A 20,122-nucleotide genomic window follows, 5' to 3' on the forward strand; every position below is an offset into this window, starting at 1 on the left:
GGCGCTGTTCGCGTACATGGACGCCCCCTGTTTGCAAGGACTTCTTCAATCGCTGTAGGTAACAGGTAAGGTTACAACCGTACATTCGGACTTTGTGTTGGCTTGAGCCCTGTCCCTGATGGGTTCCGCTGGTCGACCTCCCCAAKCGCTAAGACGCACTCGAGGTGCTACGCGAACATCGGGCTATGCCAACCACGGTCTGACCTGTTTGCCATCAACGTGTGAAGTGTCTCCGCAACTGGTGGATCTGCTGCCGGTACGACGAAACTCTGTTCAACCCGATCCGATTACGTCCGGACGTAATCGGATCGGAACGTCTGTTCATGCGCCAATAAGGCCCAGACAATTCGTGCGTTTTTGTTGGCCAACGCCACTGTCGCAATGTTGGTATGGCTGCGCGCCATCAGCTTGCGAAGCCATACATGCCGGTCCGGATTGCGTTCAACGTTTTTTACGACCGCTCGYGCTCCATGAATCAGCAGGGTTCGCAGATAGCTGTCGCCGCGCTTGCTAATACCTTGGAGCTTTGTTTTGCCCCCACTCGAATGCTGCTTGGGCACTAACCCGAGCCAGGCGGCCAGTTGTCTGCCGTTCTTGAAGTTGCGCGCGTCGCCGATCGAGGCGATTAGTGCACTGGCTGTAACGGGGCCAATTCCAGGAATCTTTTCCAGATTACGAGAGGCCTCGCTGGCGCGGTGCCACCGATGAATCTGGATCTCGAGATCGTCTATATGGCGGCTCAGTTCCTTCATGTATGTCAACAAACGGAGGATGAGTTCTCTAAACACGCCTGGCATAGTGTCCTTCGCCTCGTCGAGCAACGTTGGCACTCGCAAAAACAAGTTTGCGATCCCGATAGGAAGAACTAGCCCAAACTCAGCAAGCAACCCGCGGATTTGGTTTGCTTGTGCTGTACGTGCTTTGATCATTCCCTGCCGTACCCGGTGGACGGCCAGAATGCTCTGTTGATCCGTCGTCTTAATTGGCACGAAGCGCATCGTAGGGCGCGTGACAGCCTCGCAGATCGCTTCAGCATCCGCGGCATCGTGCTTGTTGCCCTTCACATAAGGTTTTACGAATTGTGGTGCCATGAGCTTCACCGTGTRCCCCAGACTCGTCAGACGCCGCGCCCAAAAGTGGGCACCGCCGCAAGCTTCCATTCCAATTAGACACGGCTTCTGCTGCGTAAAAAATTCGATCACTTCTTTACGCTTGAGCTGACGCTTTACCGTCACGTTACCGTGTTCGTCCACGCCGTGCACTTGAAAGACATCCTTTGCCAGGTCGATGCCGATTGTCGTAATCTTCATGATGACGCCYCCCTCGATGTCGTGGTGTTTAGACACTTCCACTTTGGCACATCGATGCCGTTTTCGGGTGGGGGCGTCCATCCCATTGCTAAGTGTTGAATCYGCCSAGCGCCGCTCTCAAAAAGGCGTCTGGGCAGGCAATGCGCTGCCCATCCAGCGCCCAGCGCCAGCCGAAGTAGTGGCCCAGGTATCGGCTGGCGCCGCCGCGGAACGGCAGCAGCCAGGTGCGCATCCGGCTGTGATAGGCGTTCACGTTCTGGAGGTGCAGCGCACCGCGCTTTCTTTCGCCGGCGCTCGCGTTGATGGCCTCATGTGAAATCCGACCTCCCGCGCGAATGCCGGGTAGGCCGCATGGCTATCGGTCACCAGCAGCACGTCGGGTGCCAGGCGCGGTCCCAGGTGTTGCAACAGTTGCCGCTTGCTCACGCTGGCCTTGCCGGTCACGGCGTCGATGGTCTGGCCGCTGCGATCGCGCGCCACCAGGATGCACACTTGTTCATTCGAGATCCCGCGCCTTGTCGCCTTGCCGCCGCGTCTTCGTGGCGGACGGTCGAGATGTCTGGACCCCTTGTGCGATTCGAGCACATACATCTCATCGGCTTCGGCGATGCCGCTCAGCCGCGTGCCGAGCGGCGCACGCTGCGGGAGTCGAGCATGCAGCCGAGGTAGTCGAGCCAGTGCGCCTTGTGGCGCAGCCGGGCCAGCGGCGTGCCGCTGAGCAGGTTGAAGGTGCGATGGCAACTGCGGCAGCGGTAGCGCTGCAGTCCGTGCGCATGGCCGTGGCGATAGGGTTTATCGGCCTGGCAATGCGGGCAGCAGAGGGGTGTGGCGGGCTGCTCGACGATCTTGAGTACGCGGTCGAGGCCGGCCGCCGATTGCAGCAGGTCGAGCAGGCGGTCACGCTGGCGCCGGGTCAGGCTGGACAGGCGTTGCAGGAACTGTTCGAACTGCCGTGCTTGCATGCTGCCTCCGTCAACGATTCAGGTCGACATTGGACCGCAGGCTTGCAGAAAAGATTCCACACTTGGCGCGAACAGCGCCAATTAGAACATCCCGTTCTCGTTCGGCATCGGATCCGGCTGGGCCTGGCCGATGTCCCACATCTCGGCAATGCGGTCGCCCTCGAAGCGCAGGATGTGGACGAGCGCGATGTCGGCGCCGTCCGGCGTCATCCGCGCACGCGAATGGACGGCCACCAGCGGCCCCTCGGCGATCGCGCGCTGCACCTCGAACAGCATGCCGGGAAAGCGCGCCGCGTTCTCGATCATGCCGGCCTTGATGGCGGCGGCGTCGCCGGCAAAGTACGGATTGTGATGGCGGAAACCAGCGCCGGCAAAGCGTTCGAAGGCCTGCTCCACCTGGCCGGCGGCGGTCATTTTCAGGAAGTCCACGGCGGCTTCCTTGAGAGTCTGTGTCGTCATTTTTCGATCCTGTCGAGTGTGTTGGATACCCATTTCTGCAGCGCTGCGTCGTCCGCCATATTGCCATCGAAGGCGAGGTCCGGGATGAAAGGTTCGCGCGTCGCCGTCGCCGTCCCGAACAGCGCCGAGGGGATGACCAGGGCGCCGCGTCCGCTCGGCAGCGGATGGCGGTTGATCTCGCCGAAGGGAGAATAGCCGATCGTCGCTTCGCCCAGCACCACGGTATCGCTCGCCGCCCCGAGCCGCTGCACGAAGTTCATGCAGGAGCTGAAGCAGGTGCGGTCGATCAGGGCCGCGATGCGCGGGCCGTGCGGCCGCGGCAGCTTCAGGGTCCGGGCCTGGGCGTCCGGATCGCCGGACAGCAGCACCATCTTCTGGCCGGCGCGCATCGCCGCCTCGACCTTCAGCAGGTCGGCTTCGAACGACGCCTTCGATGCGGCGTGGCTCTCTTCAAGAATGTAGCGCCTGAGCAGGTTCGCCGTCTCGGCATCGGCGATCTGGTACTTGCTGGCGCCGCCGGCCTCGCCCAGCTTGCCGGCGTAGGCGGCGCCGTAGAGCGCCGTCAGCGCCCGGCTGCCCCAGGTGGAGTCGCCGCCGCCGTTGCCGCGCAGGTCGAACACGATCCAGCCCGCCTTTTCCTTCCGCAGCGCGGCCAGCTGCGGATACAGGGCTTCATAGGCGGCGCCGGAGCGTTCGCCATTGAAGTCCGGCATGCCGACCCAGTGCTTGCCGGGGCCCAGCGTCGTCAAGCCGACCGGCTTGGCCGTCGCACGGAAGCGCGGCCGGATCTGGTCGATGTGCTGCTGCGCGACCTCGCCCGGCACGCCGCGCAGCGGCAGCTCGTAGCGCTTGCGGCTGCCGTCCGGCAGCACGAACACGCACTGCTTCGGCGTCCAGCCCAGGCCGTAGTCGAACATCAGCTGCTGGGCAAAGGCGCCGGATGCCGTCGCATATTCGGCGCCGCGGCTGGCGAACGGCGCCACCCGCATCTGCAGCCAGGTGCCGGTCCAGACATCGTCGCAGGACTGGGCGATGCTGCCGACGGGCGGCAGCGGCGTGGGCCAGCCGGGCTCGGACCAGCTGACGCGGTAGCGGCCGCTGTTCAGGCCCCCGGTCTGGTCGAGCACGATGCCGGTCCAGCCGTGGATGGCCAGGCGCAGGTCGATGCCCATGTGCGGGTCGCCGAAGCCGGCGACGAAGCGCATCATCATGCGCCGGTAGTCCTGCTCGCTGCGCACCCCTTCCGCCTCGGCGCGGGCGACCCGCAGGCCGCTCTCGAAGGGCATGGTCACGCTCGGCATGCCGGCCACGTAGCCGGCGTGGCGGGTGCGGATCGCATCGGCGGCAAAGTCCAGGTCCTGGCGCGCGATCGCGGCCCAGTCCTGGGCTTGCGCCTGCAGCGCCACGCCCAGCATCGCCAGGCACAGCGACCGTTTCAAGGCCGGGGCGCGCACGGGCTCAGGCCTTGAGATTGACGGTCGCCGGGAACACCGGCGGACGGCGCCGCAGGCTGGCCTGCTCGTAGGCGTAGGCCATGCCGATCAGCGAGGCTTCGGTCCAGGCGGTGCCGACGAAGGAGATCCCGACGGGCAGGCCCTGCACGTAACCGGCCGGCACCGTCACGTGCGGGTAGCCGGCCACCGCCGCCGGCGAGGAGAAGCTGCCGCCGTAATGGTCGCCGTTGATGTAGTCGGTCAGCCAGGCGGTGCCGCCGGTCGGCGCGACCAGGGCGTCCAGCTTCTCGTCCTTGAGGATCTTGTCGATGCCCTCTTCGCGCGAATAGCGGTGGTTGTTGGCCAGCGCCTCGCGGTAGGCCGCATCAATCAGGCCGGGCTTTTTCTGCGCGGCGACCAGGTGCTCCTGGCCGAAGAACTGCAGCTCGCGGCCGGCGTTCTTCTCATTGAAGGCGATCACGTCCGCCATGGTCTTGACCGGCGCATGCGGCGCATAGTCGCGCAAATACGCTTCGAGGTCCGGACGGAATTCGGCCAGCAGCACGTCGAGTTCGCTGTCGCCGTACTTGTCGACGTTCGGCACCTGCACGTCGACCAGGATCGCGCCCTGCGCCTTCAGGATCGCCAGTTCCTTTTCGATCACGGCATCGATGGCCGGGCTGCTGCCGAAGAAGTTGCGGGCCACGCCGATGCGCTTGCCCTTCAAGCCGTCGAGGCGCAGCGCGGCCGCATAGTCGGCGGCCTTGCCCTGGGCGTCGCCGGTGGCGGCGTCGCGCGGATCGCTGCCGGCGATCGCGCCCAGCAGCAGTGCCGCGTCGGCCACGCTGCGGGTCATCGGCCCGGCCGTGTCCTGGGAGTGCGCGATCGGGATGATGCCGCTGCGGCTGACCAGGCCCAGGGTCGGCTTGATGCCGACGATGCCGCAGGTCGAGGCCGGCGAGACGATCGAGCCGTCGGTCTCGGTGCCGATCGCCAGGGTGGCGAGGCCGGCGGCCATGGCCGCCGCCGAACCCGAGCTCGAGCCGCTGGTATTGCGGTCCAGCGCATAGGGATTGCGGGTCTGGCCGCCGCGGCCGCTCCAGCCGCTGACGGAGTGGGTCGAGCGCATGTTGGCCCACTCGGACAGGTTGGTCTTGCCGATGATGACGGCACCGGCCTCGCGCAGCTTCTGCGCCACGAAGGCATCCTTGCTTGCGCGGACGCCCGCCAGGGCCAGCGAGCCGGCCGTGGTGCACATCGCATCGAAGGTGGCGATATTGTCCTTGATGAGGACGGGGATGCCGTGCAGCGGACCGCGCAGCTTGCCCGCCTTGCGCTCGCGGTCGAGCTGTTCGGCGATGGCGACGGCCTCGGGATTCAGTTCGATGACGGCATTGATGCGCGGACCGGCCTTGTCGACGGCGGCGATGCGCGCCAGGTATTGCTGCACCAGGGATCTCGAGCTCAGCTTGCCGGCCGCCATCCGGGCCTGCTGCTCCTGGACACCGGCGTCCAGGATACTGGACGAGGCCGCGCCATGGTTGCCGGCGGCACCCGTCGGCGGCGCCACTGCCGCCGCACCGGCCGCCATACTGGTGCTCACCCCGGCACTGAGTCCAAGCCGAACGAAATCCCTGCGCTTCATACAAGCCTCCGTGTCAAATAATGCATGAGCATAGCAGTAAAGTTGCTCATGTGACACGGCATGTATGTCAGCAGGGTGGACGCCCCATCGATGCCGCCGCGCGCGAGCGGTCCGCGGTCGGCTTCGACGTTGGATGGACGCTGCGCTCGGCCGCGTCCAGCTTGCCGCGCTGGAGATTTTCTTGCGGGCAGCTGGGTACCGGAAGGTTTGCCGGGGCGGCCCGCCGCCGGTAGCGGCAGAACATGCATGATTGAGTTTGGCACATGGCAGCTCCTCTGGTAGGATTACAAAACGGAACGCGATTCCGAATTATAACCGGAACCACGTTCCGTTTAATAGATTTTTTTTATGCATACGAAGCCAGACCCGGACCAGGCCTCGCCAGAAGCCGACGACCAGCAGCCGCGCGCCAAGCGCGTCGACGCCCAGCGCAACCTGCAATCCCTGCTGCAGGCGGCCATGGACGTGTTCACGCAATCGGGCGTCGATGCGCCGGTGCGCGAGATCGCCGAGCGCGCCGGCGTCGGCGTCGGCACGCTCTATCGCCACTTCCCGCAGCGCGCCGACCTGATCGTCGCGGTCATGAAGTCGCAGATCGACGCCTGCGCCGATGCCGCCGCCGGCTTCGCGGGCGAGTACGAACCGGACGAGGCTTTAGCGCGCTGGATGCAGCGCTATGTCGACTTCATCCTGACCAAGCGCGGGCTGTCGAACGCGCTGCAGTCGGACCATGCCGCCTACGCCTCGCTGCCGGATTACTTCTATGCGCGCCTGCGCCCCGCCCTCGCCTCGCTGCTGCAGGCGGCGGTCGACAGGCAACTGATCCGGCCCGGCTACGAGGCCGACGAACTGCTGCGCGCGGCGGCCACGCTGTGCAAGGCGAATCCCGACGAGGACACGGCGCTGACGCGCAAGATGGTGGGATTGCTGGTGGACGGACTGCGCCGCCGGCCGGAGTCGCAGTAAGACGCCGCGGCGTATGGGCGAAAAAAAACGCTGCCGGGGCAGCGTTTTTTCTTGAGAGGCGGTCGCTTAGTTGCGCACGACTTTCTTGTACTCGGCGGTACGGGTGTCGATCTCGATGACGTCGTCCTGGTTGACGAACAGCGGCACCTGGATGGTGAACTGCTTCGACTCGATCGCGTTTTCCAGGCGAGCTTCCTTCATCACGTTACCCGAGGTGTTGCCCTTGACGGCCGGCTCGGTGTAGATGATCTGGCGTGCGATGGTGATCGGCAGTTCGACCGAGATGGCCTTGCCGTCGTAGAACACGGCTTCGCATTCCATACCGTCTTTCAGGTAGTTGATGGCGTCGCCCAGGTTCTCTTCTTCGATTTCGTACTGGTTGTACTCTTCGTCCATGAAGACGTACAGCGGATCGGCGAAGTACGAGTAGGTCACCGGCTTCTTGTCCAGCACGACCACGTCGAACTTGTCGTCGCCGCGGAACACGTTTTCCAGCGGAGCGTTGGTCAGAAGATTCTTCATCTTCCACTTGTAGGTGAAGCCCGTGCGGCTCGAGCCGTTGACGTCGGAGCGCAGCACGATGAAAGGCTTGGCATCGACCATGATGATGTTGCCGACACGGATTTCTTTTGCGGGTTTCATAGGAAGTTTTGGCTATAAAATGAGTTGCAGTAACCGAGCATCATACCACGATATTTTCCGGCCGCCTATCGAAGCGCCCGGACGAAATTCAGCAGATTGCTCACCAAGTCGCCGTTCGCCAACATCTGCGCTTCCCAGTCCTGGGCGCGGCGCGCGATCGTCGGCAGTTCGGCTTGCAGGGACGTCCAGAGTGCGTCCATCTGTCCTTCCCGCTCACCGTTCCAGCACAGCGAAAAGTCGACCAGACTCTGCGTATTCACCGCATACTTTTGCAGGAACGCGCGGAGTTTAACATGATGCAAGTTTTCATCTTGCGGATAAATGTGCCAGATGAACGGACGGGCCGCCCACTGGGCGCGCACCCAGGAGTCTTCGCCGCGCACGAAGTTCAGGTCGCAGGCCCACAGCAGGCGGTCGTAATCGGTCTGCGGAATGAAGGGAATCACGCGCACCGTCAGCGCGCCGCGGGTGGCGCAAGCGCCGGCATGGGCATCTTTGTTCAGGAATGCCGCGACTTTTTCGCCTGCCACGCCTTCGGGCACCAGGCAGGTGACCGCTTCGGCGCTCCGCTCCCAGGCCTGGAACAGCTCCGTTACCGGCGCATGCGGATAGCAGAACAGGCTCAGCTTCAGCGAGCCCATCTCGTTTGGCGTCACGCCGAGGCGGCCGAGGAAAGCGGCCATCGCGGCGGGATCGGCCTGGAAGGCTTCACGCTCGGGCACCAGATCGCGCTCGCGCAACAGGCCACCGGTCTTGTCCGTGAATCCCGGGAAGAAGAAATGCTTGGTCAGCTTCAGGCGCGGATGCATGGACGGCAGGCTGTGGCAGCCTTCGACCCATTCTTCGGCGCTCAAGCCTTCGTAATTGATCCAGACCGGACGCGGCTCGCACTGCGCCATCGCCTCGATATAGCCGGGCGGGATGTCGACGCCGAAGAATTCGATCACCACATCGGGAATGTCGGCGGGCGAGAATTCGCCGTCCTGGCCGGCCCAGTGGCGCACCGTGATGCCGCCGATGTCCTGCACGGCAGCCCGGGTATCGACTGCCGGCCAAATGCGGCGGAAACTCGCCAGGTCGTCGACCCACAGGGTGACGGCGATGCCGTGCTCGGCATGGAACTGGCGGGCGAGGCGCCAGCAGATGCCGATATCGCCGTAGTTGTCGACGACCTTGCAGAAAATGGCGAGGGTGCGCGGGAATTCAGGAGACATGATCGTTTGAAAAGGATGGGACGACCAAATAGAAAAACCGGGGCACCTTCCCGCATGCGCGGACGGTCTGCTCCGGTTTTTTTCTGGCGTCCCCACGGGGATTCGAACCCCGGTACTCACCGTGAAAGGGTGATGTCCTAGGCCTCTAGACGATGGGGACCTAAGAACTTCCTACGGTGTCAGAGCCCGAATTTCTCGGCTGGGCTCCGACCCCGTCTGATTATGGTGGAGGTAAGCGGGATCGAACCGCTGACCTCTTGCATGCCATGCAAGCGCTCTCCCAGCTGAGCTATACCCCCGTTTCGGGAAGGCAGTATCATAACATACTGCTTTTACTTCTCACAGCTCTGTTTTCACTTCGCTGTGTTTGCCAGATCTTTCGATCCTGGCGTCCCCACGGGGATTCGAACCCCGGTACTCACCGTGAAAGGGTGATGTCCTAGGCCTCTAGACGATGGGGACCTCGGAACTGCCTTTACTACCTACTGCACACTTCAGAGTTGGTGGAGGTAAGCGGGATCGAACCGCTGACCTCTTGCATGCCATGCAAGCGCTCTCCCAGCTGAGCTATACCCCCGCAGCGCTGAAGTGCGAGCATTATAGCGGAGGCACTTGCATTTCGCAAATAGCCAACAAGGCTAATCAGAGACCCTTTTTCACTCGGGCCAGGACGGTCTCGCGGCCGAACAGTTCCAGCACCGCGTCGATGGCCGGGGTCTGCAGCTGGCCGGTGAGCAGCAGGCGCAACGGCATGGCCAGTTGCGGCATCTTGAGGCCATTCGCCGCCAGCACTTCCTTCATCGCGGCCGAGATCGCCGGCTTGCTCCACTCCACCGTTTCCAGCTTCTCGGCGAACTGGGCCAGCGCCGGGCGCACGGCGTCGGTCAGGTGCTGGGCCAGCAGTGCGGCATCTGGGTTCGGCGTGCGGAAGAACAGCATCGCCGCATCGGCCAGTTCGTTGATGGTGTTGGTGCGTTCCTTCATCAGGCCCAGCACCGCAGCCAGCGGCGGCGCGCCGTCGAACCGGGCGCCTTCACGCTCCAGGATCGGACGCGCCAGGTCTGCCAGGCGCTCGTTGTCGGACTGCTTGATATAGTGGTTGTTCAGCCAGGCCAGCTTTTCCGGGTTGAACTGGGCCGCCGACGCGGTCAGGTGCTCGAGGTTGAACCACTCGGTGAACTGCTGCATCGAGAAGATCTCGTCGTCGCCGTGGCTCCAGCCCAGGCGCGCCAGGTAGTTCAGCATCGCCTCCGGCAGGAAGCCCTGCTCCGGATACTGCATCACGCTGACGGCGCCGTGGCGCTTCGACAATTTCTGGCCGTCCGGGCCGAGGATCATCGGCAGGTGGCCGTACTGCGGCAGTTCCGCGCCGAGCGCGCGCAGGATGTTGATCTGGCGCGGCGTGTTGTTCACGTGGTCGTCGCCGCGCAGCACGTGGGTGATCTTCATGTCCCAGTCGTCGACCGCCACGCAGAAGTTATAGGTCGGGGTGCCGTCGCCGCGCGCGATGACGAGGTCGTCGAGTTCCTTGTTGCCGATGGTGATCGGGCCTTTGACCACGTCGTTCCAGGTGACTTCGCCGCCCTCCGGGTTCTTGAAGCGCACCACCGGCTTGATGCCTTCGGGGACGGCGGGCAGGATCTTGCCCTCTTCCGGACGCCAGGTGCCGTCGTAGCGCGGCTTCTCGCCGGCCGCGCGCATGCGCTCGCGCATCGCCTCGACTTCTTCCGGAGTGCAGTAGCACAGGTAGGCGGTGCCGGCTTCCAGCATGGATTTGATGACTTCGCGGTAGCGGTCCATGCGCTGCATCTGATAGAAGGGGCCTTCGTCATGCTCCAGGCCCAGCCACTTCATGCCGTCCAGGATCGCCTGCACCGCTTCCGGGGTCGAACGCTCCAGGTCGGTGTCTTCGATAYGCAGGATGAAGGTGCCGCCGAAGTGGCGGGCATAGGCCCACGAATACAGCGCGGTGCGGGCGCCGCCGAGGTGGAGATAGCCGGTCGGGCTGGGAGCGAAACGGGTACGGACGGTCATGGTGGTGGAATGGTTGATTTGCCAAAGGGGCTATTTTACAGCCTTGCCATCGGCCTGTCGTAGATAGGGCGTCCACTCGGATTGCATAGCAAATAATTACTTTACAGAAATTAAAAAGCTGGCTACTCTTCCTCCTTTGGTCAGCATTTTCATCATTTTTCCCGATCCTGCCTGACACCTTCCTCCCCATGTCGAACGACCCGAGCACCGCTCCCATCGCGCCCTGGCGCGGCGAATTCTCCGCCGCCGCCACCGAAATCGGCTTCCTGCACCAGCAGTCGGCCGTGATCCTGCGCGACCTGCGCCGCGGCCTGCTGCTGTGCTCGCTGTTCTACCTGGTCTTCGGCGCCGCCGACATCAGCGCCCTCGGCTTCGAACACGCGGTCGTGCCGCTGCTGTCACGCCTGGCGATCCCCTTCCTGGCGGCCGCCTGCCTGTATTACGCGCGGCGTCCCGATGCGAGCGTGCGCGCATCCCACCACGCGGCCACCGCCTTCACCCTGTGCTGGGCGGCCAGCTACTTCGTCGTCATCGCCTACCGCCCGGGGGACATCCTGCTGCACGGCATGTCGTGGGCGGTGATGGCGATGGTCATCCACGTCCTGATCCCGAACCGCCTGGTGATCGCGGCCACGATCTCGATCGGCGCCAGCCTCGCCTTCCTGACCCTGGCCTGGGTCCAGCAGGTGGTCGGCACCCGTCCGCTCAGCTCGCTGACCATGCTGCTGGTGTGCGCCAATGTGTTCGGCCTGACCGTCGCCCAGCGCCATGCGCGCATGTGGCGCGAACAGTTCTGGGCCCAGCAGGTGCTGACGAATCTGTCGATCCGCGACCCGCTGACCGGCTCCTACAACCGGCGCCACCTGAACGCCGGCCTGCTCGACGGCGAAATCGCGCGGGCCCGCCGCTACCGCCTCAGCCTCTCGCTGATCATGTGCGATCTCGACGGCTTCAAGAAGATCAACGACACCCACGGCCACCACGCCGGCGACGAGCTGCTGCGCGGCTTCGCCACCCTGGCGCAGGCGATGACGCGTGAATCGATCGACACCGTGGTGCGCTACGGCGGCGAGGAATTCCTGATCATCCTGCCGGAGACGCGCCTGGAGGGTGCCCTCGAACTGGCCGAGCGCGTGCGCGCCGCCTTCGCCGCCCAGCGCATCGAGCTGGAAGGCGGCCTGACGCTGGGCACCACGGCCAGCTTCGGGGTGGTCGGCGCCGACTTCGGCGGCGGCCATGCGGTCACGCCGCAGGGCATGATCGCGCTGGCCGACCAGCTGATGTACGAGGCCAAGCATGCGGGGCGCAACCTGGTGAAGGCGCGCCAGCTGGGGCCGCGGATCGAGAAGGCGGAGCGGGCGGCGTAAGCGGCGCAGGTGTGAACGCTGAGCTACGCGGTGCGGATGAGCCTGACCGGCTGCGCCGCCGCCCGCGCCCGCAATTGCCCGCAGCCGCCGTCGACGTCCTGCCCCGCCGAATCGCGCAGCTTGGTGAGGATCCCGCGCTCGAACAGCCAGGCCGCGATGGCCTCGGCCTTGTCCCAGCCGGGGCGCTTGAAGGGCAAGCCTTCGTTGGCGTTATACGGAATCATGTTCAGCACGGCATACTTGCCGCGCAATAGCTCGACGACGGCGTCCAGCTCGTCCTGGCCGTCGTTCACGCCTTCCAGCAAGGTCCACTGGTACTGGATCGGATAGCCGGTCAGGCGCGCATAGCGCTCGCCCTCCTCCACCAGCGCCTTCGGCGTCAGGCGCGGCGCGCGCGGCAGCAGGCGTTCGCGCAGATCGGCCTTGGTCGTGTGCAGCGACAGCGCCAGCGCCGGCTTCACCCGTCCGGCGGGCAGGCGCTCGAATACGCGCGGGTCGCCGACGGTCGAGAACACCAGGTTCTTGTGGGCGATATTCCCTTCCACGCCCAGCAGCTCGATCGCTTCCATCACATTGTCGAGATTGTGGGCCGGTTCGCCCATGCCCATGAACACGACCTTCTTCACGGGCCGCTGGCGGCGCGCCAGCACCACCTGGGCGACGATCTCGCCGCTCGTCACCTGGCGGATCAGGCCGCTCTGCCCCGTCATGCAGAACTGACAGCCGACCGCGCAGCCGACCTGGCTGGACACGCAGACGCCGTCGCGCGGCAACAGCACCGATTCCACCGTCTGGCCGTCCTGCAGGCCGACCAGCAGGCGGGCGGAGCCGTCCTCGGCCGGATGGGTGCCGAGGATGCGCGCCAGGCCGTCGAGTTCGGCGTCGATCCCGGGCAGGGCTTCGCGTACCGGTTTCGGCAGGAAATCCATGGGACGGCGGCGGCCGTGGTCGTGGCCGGCATTGCGGACCCAGTCGCGCAGGATGCGGTCCTCGTGGAGCGGGAGGGCGCCGAGGGCGCGCAGGCGGGCGCGGAGGGAGTGGATGCGCATATTGGTTACCCGTCATTCCCGCGCAGGCGGGAATCCAAGTTCGCATGCGTCTCGACGGCTCAACGGACTTGGGTCCCCGCCTTCGCGGGGACGACGGTGTTTGCTTAGTCGTTCTTTACAACGATGGTCGGAAACTTGGCAGTCATATCCTTCGCCTTCTCCGCCACCTTCACCGCCACCTTGCGCGCGATCTCTTTATAGATCGCGGCCACCGGACCGTCCGGCTCGGCCACCACGGTCGGGGTGCCGGAATCGGCCTGTTCGCGGATCGACAGCTGCAGCGGCAGGCGGCCCAGGAAGTCGACGCCGAAGTCGGCGCACATCTTCTCGCCGCCGCCTTCGCCGAAGATGGCCTCGTGGTGGCCGCAGTTCGAGCAGATGTGCATGCTCATGTTTTCCACCACGCCGAGGATCGGGATGCCGACCTTTTCGAACATCTTCAAGCCTTTGCGCGCATCCAGCAGGGCGATGTCCTGCGGGGTGGTGACGATCACGGCACCCGTCACCGGCACTTTCTGCGACAGGGTCAGCTGGATGTCGCCGGTGCCCGGGGGCATGTCGACGACCAGGTAGTCGAGCTCGCGCCAGTTGGTCTGCTCCAGCAGCTGCTGCAGGGCCTGGGTGACCATCGGGCCGCGCCAGACCATGGGTTCGTCCGGATCGATCAGGAAGCCGATCGACGACACCTGCACGCCGTGGTTCTCGAGCGGCTCCATGGTCTTGCCGTCCAGGCTTTGCGGACGGCCGTTTATGCCCAGCATGGTCGGCTGCGAGGGGCCGTAGATGTCGGCATCCAGCACGCCGACGCTGGCGCCCTCGGCGGCCAGGGCCAGGGCCAGGTTGACGGCCGTGGTCGACTTACCGACGCCGCCCTTGCCCGAGGCGACGGCGATGATGTTCTTCACGTTCGGCATCACCTTCAGGCCGCGCTGCACGGTGTGCGAAATGATCTTGCTGGTGACGTTGACGCTGACGTTCTGCACGCCGGGCAGCTTGCGCACGGCGTCGATGACGGCGCTCCTCACCAGGGCGAACTGGCTCCTGGCCGGGTAGCCCAGTTCGATGTCGAGGGCGACGTTGTCGCCGTCCACCTGGACGTTCTTGACCGAGCGGGTGCTGACGTAGTCTTTATTGGTATTCGGGTCGACGACCGCCGCCAGGGCGGCCTTGACGTCTTCTACAGTGGTGCTCATGGGGTTCTCCGGATGTGATGCGCAAGTTTATCGTAAATTGGCGTATCGACTCTTGTTCAAGTGGCAAATGGCCCGATTACCCACTGCGCGCTCAGGGGCATCCGCTGGTAAAATGCTTTTTTTCACCTATCAACCTCCCTTTTCGACCATGACACGCAAGCTGTTCGTCACCACCGCCCTGCCCTACGCCAACGCCGCCTTCCACATCGGCCACATGATGGAATACATCCAGGCCGACATCTGGGTCCGCTTCCAGCGAATGCAGAAAGACGGCGGCGAACAGCGCGTGGTGCACTTCGTCGGCGCCGACGACACCCACGGCACCCCGATCATGATCGCCGCCGAGAAGGAAGGCGTGACGCCGCAGGAATTCGTGGCCCGCATCGCCGCCGGCCGCGCCCAGTACCTGGACGGCTTCCACATCGCCTTCGACAACTGGTATTCGACCGACTCGCCGGAAAACGTCGAGCTGTCGCAGGACATCTACCGCAAGCTGCGCGATGCCGGCCTCATCTATACCAAGACCGTCGACCGCTTCTACGACCCGGCCAAGGGCATGTTCCTGGCCGACCGCAACATCAAGGGCGAGTGCCCGGTCTGCCACGCCAAGGACCAGTACGGCGACAACTGCGAAGTCTGCGGGGCCGCCTACCAGCCGACCGAACTGATCAATCCGTACTCGGTGTTCACCCACGCGACGCCGGTCCTGAAGCCGTCCGAGCAGTACTTCTTCAAGCTGTCCGATCCGCGCTGCTTCCAGTTCCTGAAGGAATGGCTGAACACCCCGGGCCGCCTGCAGCCGGAGATGGTGAATAAAGTGTCGGAGTGGCTGGGCGAGAACGGCGAGAAGCTGGCCGACTGGGATATTTCCCGCGACGCGCCCTACTTCGGCATCCCGATTCCCGATGCACCGGGCAAGTTCTTCTACGTCTGGCTGGATGCGCCGGTCGGCTACCTGGCTTCGCTCAAGAATTACTTCGAGAAGAAAGGCATCGACTACGAAGCCTTCCTGAAAGATCCGGCGGCCGAGCAAGTCCACTTCATCGGCAAGGACATCGTCTCCTTCCACCTGCTGTTCTGGCCGGCCATGCTGAATTTCTCCGGCCACCCGGTGATCGACAAGCTGAAGGTCAATGTCCACGGCCACCTGACCGTGAATAACGAAAAGATGTCGAAGTCGCGCGGCACCGGCATCTCGCCGCTGCGCTACCTCGACCTGAAGATGAATCCGGAGTGGCTGCGCTACTACCTGGCGTTCAAGCTGAACAGCAAGGTCGAGGACCTGGACTTCACCGGCGAAGACTTCGTCGCCCGCGTGAACAGCGACCTGATCGGCAAGTACGTGAACATCGCCAGCCGCTGCGCCGGCTTCATCGCCAAGAAGTTCGACGGCAAGCTGGCATCGGAACTGTCCGACACCGCGAAACAGTGGATTGCCCGCGCCCTGAACGGTGAGGACGGCGAGCGCCAGGCAGCGATTGCCGCCAGCTACGAAGCCCGCGAGTTCGGCCGTGCGCTGCGCGAGATCATGGCCATCGCCGACGTCGCCAACCAGTTCGTCGACGAGAACAAGCCCTGGATCCTGGCCAAGGACGAGAGCAAGACTGCAGAGCTGCACGATGTCTGCACCACCGCCCTGATCCTGTTCCGTCAGCTGAGCATCATGCTGTCGCCGGTGCTGCCTTTCGTCGCCTCGCGTGTCCAGGAATTCCTGGGCGACGCGGCTTTCTCCTGGGACGATACCAAGGGCGAGAACGTGTGGAACTCGATGCTGGGCCGCACCATCGGCGCCTACAGCCACCTGATGCAGCGCGTGGACGCCAAGATGGTCGAGGACCTGTTCGACAAGCCGGCCGTCGCTACGTCTGCGGCGCCGGCCCCGGTTGCCGCTGCCGACACCACTGCCGAAGCCGCCGCGCCGGCAGCGGAAGCGGGCGATGTCGAAGACCTGGCGCCGGAAATTTCGATCGACGATTTCACCAGGATCGACCTGCGCGTGGCGAAGATCGTCAATTGTGAGCATGTCGAAGGGTCGAGCAAGCTGTTGCGCCTCACCCTGGACCTGGGTGAAGGCCGTTACCGTAATGTCTTCTCGGGCATCAAGTCGGCTTACCAGCCTGAGCAGCTGATCGGCAAGCTGACCGTGATGGTCGCCAACCTGGCGCCGCGCAAGATGAAGTTCGGCGTCTCGGAAGGCATGGTGCTGTGTGCGTCGGCCAAGGATGAGAAGGCGAATCCGGGCCTGTACCTGCTGGAGCCGGTGTCCGGCGCCCAGGCTGGCATGCGTATTCGTTGATTGGCAAACAGCTATTAATTTCAGCGCAGCAGTGGCAGTATAATGCGGCGTTTTGAACAATAACCGGGCGCATCCGTGCCGCCCCGTCCTTCTTATTTTTGAGTGGTAACGAATAATATGACCGAATACAAAGCCCTGCGACACATCCCGCAAGCGAACCTGTTCCGTCAAGGTGACGTCTTCGTCCTGTTCGGCGAGCTGTTCGGCCGTGGCTACGTGAACGGCCTGATCGACGAGGCGCGCAAGGCCGGCATGACGATCCTGGGCATCACCGTGGGCCGCCGCAACGACGACGGCAGCCTGCGCGCCCTGACGGCGGAAGAGCACGCGGAAGCGGAAGCCAAGCTGGGCGGCCGCATCATCAACGTGCCGCTGATGGCCGGTTTCGACATGGACGCACCGGCGGGCGAACAGAACCCGACCGAGATGCTGTCCGGTATTACCCTCAAGAGCTGGCAGGACGACAAGCTGGACTGGGACAAGATCGAGCTGTGCCGCCAGGCCGGCGTGGCCCGCTTCGCCAGCTCGGCCAAGGAAGCCATGCTTGAAATCGACAAGCTGATCCCGGACGGCGCCAATGTGTTCTTCGCGCACACGATGGCCGGCGGCATCCCGCGCATCAAGGCCTTCCTGGCGATCGCCAACCGCATCTACAAAGGCCGCGGCGAGCGCTTCATGTCCTCGCGCGCCCTGCTCGACAGCGACCTGGGCAAGCTGATCCTGATGAACTTCGACGAAGTCTCGGCCAATACGCTCAAGCACCTGATCGACGCCTCGGCCCCGATCCGCGAGCGCATCACGGCGAAAGGCGGCGAAGTGCGCTACAGCGCCTATGGCTACCACGGCACCGAAGTCCTGATCGGCGGCGAGTACAAGTGGCAGACCTATACCAACTACACCCAGGGCTACGCCAAGATGCGCCTGGAGTCGATCGCCGAAGCGGCCTGGAAACAGGGCGTCTACGCGACCGTGTTCAACTGCCCGGAAATCCGCACCAATTCCTCCGACATCTTCGTCGGCGTCGAACTGTCGCTGTTCCCGCTACTGACGGCATTGAAAAAAGAAGGCGGCGGCGCCTGGGCCCAGCAACAGTGGGACATCTGCCAGAGCCTGCTGAACGAGGGCGAATCGGTCCAGGGCATTCTCGACAAGCTGGAATCCTATCTGCAGACCGAGACCAGCGCCGGCTTCCGCAACTTCGAAGCCTGGCCGATGGACAACAGCCCCGAGCTGGCCGAGCTGATGATCGGTACCTCGGACGAGATCACCTCCCTGCACCAGGACAGGAAAGCGCTGGTCACCGACCACCTGTCCTCGCTGGTGGTGGAAGGCACCGGTCCGCTGATGTTCCACGGCGCGGCCGAGAAGATCGCACCGGTGCTGTGGCTCAACCACGACATCATCGCCCGCCAGCTCAACGAACTGCATAAGTAATCGCTGCAGCGCGGTAAAATCGAACGTTTGTACCTTTTTTAGAGTCTAAAGAGCGCCATGGGCCTGTTCACGAAACACTCGAATTACGAATCCGACCACACCAAGTTCATCAAGGAACTGAAAGAGAAAACCCCTGGCATGGACGAGCGCCAGGTCGCCGGCCGTGCCCTGCTGTGGGACAAGTCGCCGCTGTCGCTGGACGAGCAGCGCCGCGTCAACGAGTCGCGCATCCGCCAGCAGGCTTATCCCTACCAGTCCAAGGTCTGAAGCCGGCTGACGGCTGAGGCTGACGACGATGGCGCCTGTGCAGGCGGCCGGCGCTCCGGCGCCGGGGGGGCCGGACGGGCCCGAAGGGCTTGCCGGTTCTCCGCAGGATGAGGGCGCCATCGCGGACCAGGCTGCCGCTTCCGGCCAGGAAGATGGCCTGAACGCGGCGGCCGATGCCGCCGAGGCCACCATCGCCCGCCTCTACGGCGAGCCGCTGCTGCGCCTGCCCAACGACCTGTACATCCCTCCCGACGCCCTCGAGGTCTTCCTCGACGCCTTCGAAGGTCCGCTCGACCTGCTGCTGTACCTGATCCGCAAGCAGAACTTCAACATCCTCGACATCCCGATGGCGCAGGTGACCCTGCAATACCTGGAATACGTCGAGCAGATCCGCAAGCACAACCTGGAACTGGCGGCCGAGTATCTCCTGATGGCGGCCATGCTCATCGAGATCAAGTCGCGCATGCTGCTGCCCAAGCGCCAGGACGAGCTGATCGAGGATGTCGGCGACCCGCGCGCGGAACTAGTGCGGCGCCTGCTGGAATACGAGCAGATCAAGCTGGCGGCCCAGCAGATCGGCGCCCTGCCCCAGTACGAGCGCGACTTCCAGCGGCCTTCGCTGCCGGTCGAGCAAGGGCTGGCGCCGGTATGGCCGCAGGTCGACGCCAATGACCTGCAGCGCGCCTGGATGGACGTGCTGCGCCGCGCCAAGCTGACCCAGCACCACCGGATCGGCCGCGAGGAACTCTCGGTGCGCGAGCACATGTCGGCGATCCTGCGTACACTCCAGTCCCAGCGCTTCGTCGAATTCTCGGAGCTGTTCGCGGGACATGCCAGCGTGCCGGTCGTGGTCGTGCACTTCGTCGCCATGCTCGAGCTGGCCAAGGAAACCCTGATCGAAATCACCCAGGCCGAACCATTCGCGCCCATTTATGTTCGGCTGGCTTATTCGCCGGCCTGAGCCTTATTACGACACCATGAAAATCATCTCCACCATCGACGAACTGCGCGACCAGCTGCGCGGCCAACTGCGCACCGCCTTCGTCCCGACCATGGGCAACCTGCACGAGGGCCACCTGTCGCTGATGCGCCTGGCGCGCCGTCACGGCGACCCGGTGGTCGCCTCGATCTTCGTCAACCGCCTGCAGTTCGGCCCCAACGAGGACTTCGACAAATACCCGCGCACCTTCCAGGCCGACGTCGAGAAGCTGGAGAAGGAAGGCGTGTACGTGCTGTTCGCGCCGACCGAGAAGGACCTGTATCCGGAGCCGCAGGAATACCGCGTACAGCCGCCGGATAACCTCGGCAACATCCTGGAGGGCGAATTCCGCCCCGGCTTCTTCAACGGCGTCTGCACCGTGGTCACCAAGCTGTTCTCCTGCGTGCAGCCGCGCGTGGCCGTGTTCGGCAAGAAGGATTACCAGCAGCTGATGATCGTGCGGAACATGGCACGCCAGTTCGCCCTGCCGACCGAGATCATCGGCGCCGAGACCTTCCGCGCCGAGGACGGCCTGGCCCTGTCCTCGCGCAACGGCTACCTGTCGAGCGAAGAACGGGCCGAGGCGCCCTTCCTCTACCAGACCCTGAACTACGTTGCCGAGCAGAGCCGCGCCGGCCACGCCGACCTCGAAGCCCTGGAACAGGACGCGATGAACCGCCTGGCGGCGCGCGGCTGGAAGCCGGACTACGTCTCGATCCGCAAGCGCATGAACCTGGGGGCGCCGAGCCGCGACGAATACCTTGCCGGAGAGCAACTGGTTGTACTGGCCGCCGCCAAGCTGGGCAATACCCGCCTGATCGATAATCTGGAAATCTGAATCACACTACTTTCTTTATTGAAAATTTCATTTA

At 64.2% G+C, this 20,122-nt stretch carries 16 protein-coding genes, 4 tRNA genes and 1 pseudogene; 7 read left to right on the top strand and 14 right to left on the bottom strand.

All coding sequences use genetic code 11. The features are described from left to right. Positions 1 to 287: 287 nt before the first annotated feature. The 5 genes and pseudogenes from AC1DIX_RS22085 to AC1DIX_RS22105 form a co-directional block, all read right to left on the bottom strand. On the bottom strand, positions 288 to 1,310 hold the full coding sequence (locus AC1DIX_RS22085; protein WP_477327466.1) for an IS110 family RNA-guided transposase: 1,023 nt from the start codon (positions 1,308 to 1,310) through the stop codon (positions 288 to 290). An 88-nt stretch (positions 1,311 to 1,398) separates the two neighbouring features. Continuing rightward, positions 1,399 to 2,272: pseudogene (locus AC1DIX_RS22090) on the bottom strand (IS1595 family transposase). 81 nt (positions 2,273 to 2,353) lie between these two features. Continuing rightward, entirely contained in the window at positions 2,354 to 2,731 is a 378-nt protein-coding gene (locus tag AC1DIX_RS22095) for a nuclear transport factor 2 family protein (RefSeq protein WP_442124424.1), read from the bottom strand. After that, positions 2,728 to 4,170 carry a hypothetical protein gene (locus tag AC1DIX_RS22100; protein WP_477327468.1) on the bottom strand — a complete coding sequence of 481 codons (1,443 nt, stop codon included), beginning with the start codon at positions 4,168 to 4,170 and terminating at the stop codon, positions 2,728 to 2,730. The genes AC1DIX_RS22095 and AC1DIX_RS22100 overlap by 4 nt, the downstream gene beginning before the upstream one ends. 19 nt (positions 4,171 to 4,189) lie before the next feature. Next, positions 4,190 to 5,809 (bottom strand): amidase, encoded by a 1,620-nt coding sequence (locus AC1DIX_RS22105; RefSeq protein ID WP_477327470.1) that lies wholly within the window; start codon positions 5,807 to 5,809, stop codon positions 4,190 to 4,192. Between the two features lie 348 nt (positions 5,810 to 6,157). Here AC1DIX_RS22105 and AC1DIX_RS22110 point away from each other — a divergent pair, with 348 nt between their 5' ends. Continuing rightward, positions 6,158 to 6,775 carry a TetR/AcrR family transcriptional regulator gene (locus AC1DIX_RS22110; RefSeq protein ID WP_477254160.1) on the top strand — a complete coding sequence of 206 codons (618 nt, stop codon included), beginning with the start codon at positions 6,158 to 6,160 and terminating at the stop codon, positions 6,773 to 6,775. A 66-nt stretch (positions 6,776 to 6,841) separates the two neighbouring features. Here the strand turns inward: AC1DIX_RS22110 and AC1DIX_RS22115 are convergent, their stop codons facing one another. The 7 genes from AC1DIX_RS22115 to gltX all read right to left on the bottom strand — a co-directional run bounded on the left by AC1DIX_RS22115 (position 6,842) and on the right by gltX (position 10,665). After that, positions 6,842 to 7,417 carry an elongation factor P gene (locus tag AC1DIX_RS22115; protein ID WP_442124428.1) on the bottom strand — a complete coding sequence of 192 codons (576 nt, stop codon included), beginning with the start codon at positions 7,415 to 7,417 and terminating at the stop codon, positions 6,842 to 6,844. Positions 7,418 to 7,482: 65 nt separating this feature from the next. Next, positions 7,483 to 8,631 carry an elongation factor P maturation arginine rhamnosyltransferase EarP gene (gene earP / locus AC1DIX_RS22120; protein WP_477327473.1) on the bottom strand — a complete coding sequence of 383 codons (1,149 nt, stop codon included), beginning with the start codon at positions 8,629 to 8,631 and terminating at the stop codon, positions 7,483 to 7,485. Between the two features lie 84 nt (positions 8,632 to 8,715). Next, positions 8,716 to 8,791: transfer RNA gene (locus AC1DIX_RS22125), tRNA-Glu, on the bottom strand. 63 nt (positions 8,792 to 8,854) lie between these two features. Beyond that, a tRNA-Ala gene (locus AC1DIX_RS22130) sits at positions 8,855 to 8,930 on the bottom strand. An 87-nt stretch (positions 8,931 to 9,017) separates the two neighbouring features. After that, positions 9,018 to 9,093 (bottom strand) — tRNA-Glu (locus AC1DIX_RS22135). Between the two features lie 39 nt (positions 9,094 to 9,132). Next, a tRNA-Ala gene (locus AC1DIX_RS22140) sits at positions 9,133 to 9,208 on the bottom strand. A 65-nt stretch (positions 9,209 to 9,273) separates the two neighbouring features. After that, a complete protein-coding gene (gene gltX, locus AC1DIX_RS22145; RefSeq protein ID WP_477327475.1) occupies positions 9,274 to 10,665 on the bottom strand; it encodes a glutamate--tRNA ligase in 1,392 nt (463 codons plus the stop codon). Positions 10,666 to 10,853: 188 nt separating this feature from the next. Between gltX and AC1DIX_RS22150 the strand changes: the two genes are divergently transcribed. Then, on the top strand, positions 10,854 to 12,032 hold the full coding sequence (locus AC1DIX_RS22150; protein ID WP_477327477.1) for a GGDEF domain-containing protein: 1,179 nt from the start codon (positions 10,854 to 10,856) through the stop codon (positions 12,030 to 12,032). Between the two features lie 23 nt (positions 12,033 to 12,055). Here AC1DIX_RS22150 and AC1DIX_RS22155 read toward each other — a convergent pair whose 3' ends face one another. Both AC1DIX_RS22155 and apbC read right to left on the bottom strand, forming a co-directional pair. Further along, the gene (locus tag AC1DIX_RS22155) at positions 12,056 to 13,081 is read right to left on the bottom strand and encodes an RNA methyltransferase (protein ID WP_477327479.1); all 1,026 of its coding nucleotides are present in this window, start codon (positions 13,079 to 13,081) and stop codon (positions 12,056 to 12,058) included. Positions 13,082 to 13,185: 104 nt separating this feature from the next. Further along, complete coding sequence (gene apbC / locus AC1DIX_RS22160; protein WP_442124433.1) at positions 13,186 to 14,274, bottom strand: iron-sulfur cluster carrier protein ApbC; 1,089 nt, start codon at positions 14,272 to 14,274, stop codon at positions 13,186 to 13,188. A 148-nt stretch (positions 14,275 to 14,422) separates the two neighbouring features. Between apbC and metG the strand changes: the two genes are divergently transcribed. The 5 genes from metG (at position 14,423) to panC (ending at position 20,088) form a co-directional block, all read left to right on the top strand. Further along, complete coding sequence (metG, locus tag AC1DIX_RS22165; RefSeq protein WP_477327481.1) at positions 14,423 to 16,570, top strand: methionine--tRNA ligase; 2,148 nt, start codon at positions 14,423 to 14,425, stop codon at positions 16,568 to 16,570. Positions 16,571 to 16,687: 117 nt separating this feature from the next. Then, positions 16,688 to 18,004: an enoyl ACP reductase FabMG family protein gene (locus tag AC1DIX_RS22170; protein WP_477327483.1), complete on the top strand. Its 1,317-nt coding sequence runs from the start codon at positions 16,688 to 16,690 to the stop codon at positions 18,002 to 18,004. Positions 18,005 to 18,061: 57 nt separating this feature from the next. After that, positions 18,062 to 18,271, top strand: coding sequence for a DUF3460 family protein (locus AC1DIX_RS22175; protein WP_442124436.1), 210 nt, complete (start codon positions 18,062 to 18,064; stop codon positions 18,269 to 18,271). Between the two features lie 28 nt (positions 18,272 to 18,299). After that, the gene (locus AC1DIX_RS22180) at positions 18,300 to 19,232 is read left to right on the top strand and encodes a segregation and condensation protein A (protein WP_477327485.1); all 933 of its coding nucleotides are present in this window, start codon (positions 18,300 to 18,302) and stop codon (positions 19,230 to 19,232) included. 16 nt (positions 19,233 to 19,248) lie between these two features. Continuing rightward, positions 19,249 to 20,088, top strand: coding sequence for a pantoate--beta-alanine ligase (panC, locus tag AC1DIX_RS22185; protein WP_477327487.1), 840 nt, complete (start codon positions 19,249 to 19,251; stop codon positions 20,086 to 20,088). Positions 20,089 to 20,122: the final 34 nt, after the last annotated feature.

The organism is Massilia sp. 05N420, from assembly GCF_056397205.1.

Bases quoted from the DNA above. Each gene is read 5' to 3' on its own strand.
- AC1DIX_RS22095 (WP_442124424.1), bottom strand. From the start codon at position 2,731: ATGACGACACAGACTCTCAAGGAAGCCGCCGTGGACTTCCTGAAAATG.
- AC1DIX_RS22105 (WP_477327470.1), bottom strand. From the start codon at position 5,809: ATGAAGCGCAGGGATTTCGTTCGGCTTGGACTCAGTGCCGGGGTGAGC.
- AC1DIX_RS22110 (WP_477254160.1), top strand. From the start codon at position 6,158: ATGCATACGAAGCCAGACCCGGACCAGGCCTCGCCAGAAGCCGACGAC.
- AC1DIX_RS22115 (WP_442124428.1), bottom strand. From the start codon at position 7,417: ATGAAACCCGCAAAAGAAATCCGTGTCGGCAACATCATCATGGTCGAT.
- earP (WP_477327473.1), bottom strand. From the start codon at position 8,631: ATGTCTCCTGAATTCCCGCGCACCCTCGCCATTTTCTGCAAGGTCGTC.
- AC1DIX_RS22150 (WP_477327477.1), top strand. From the start codon at position 10,854: ATGTCGAACGACCCGAGCACCGCTCCCATCGCGCCCTGGCGCGGCGAA.
- AC1DIX_RS22155 (WP_477327479.1), bottom strand. From the start codon at position 13,081: ATGCGCATCCACTCCCTCCGCGCCCGCCTGCGCGCCCTCGGCGCCCTC.
- apbC (WP_442124433.1), bottom strand. From the start codon at position 14,274: ATGAGCACCACTGTAGAAGACGTCAAGGCCGCCCTGGCGGCGGTCGTC.
- metG (WP_477327481.1), top strand. From the start codon at position 14,423: ATGACACGCAAGCTGTTCGTCACCACCGCCCTGCCCTACGCCAACGCC.
- AC1DIX_RS22170 (WP_477327483.1), top strand. From the start codon at position 16,688: ATGACCGAATACAAAGCCCTGCGACACATCCCGCAAGCGAACCTGTTC.
- AC1DIX_RS22175 (WP_442124436.1), top strand. From the start codon at position 18,062: ATGGGCCTGTTCACGAAACACTCGAATTACGAATCCGACCACACCAAG.
- AC1DIX_RS22180 (WP_477327485.1), top strand. From the start codon at position 18,300: ATGGCGCCTGTGCAGGCGGCCGGCGCTCCGGCGCCGGGGGGGCCGGAC.
- panC (WP_477327487.1), top strand. From the start codon at position 19,249: ATGAAAATCATCTCCACCATCGACGAACTGCGCGACCAGCTGCGCGGC.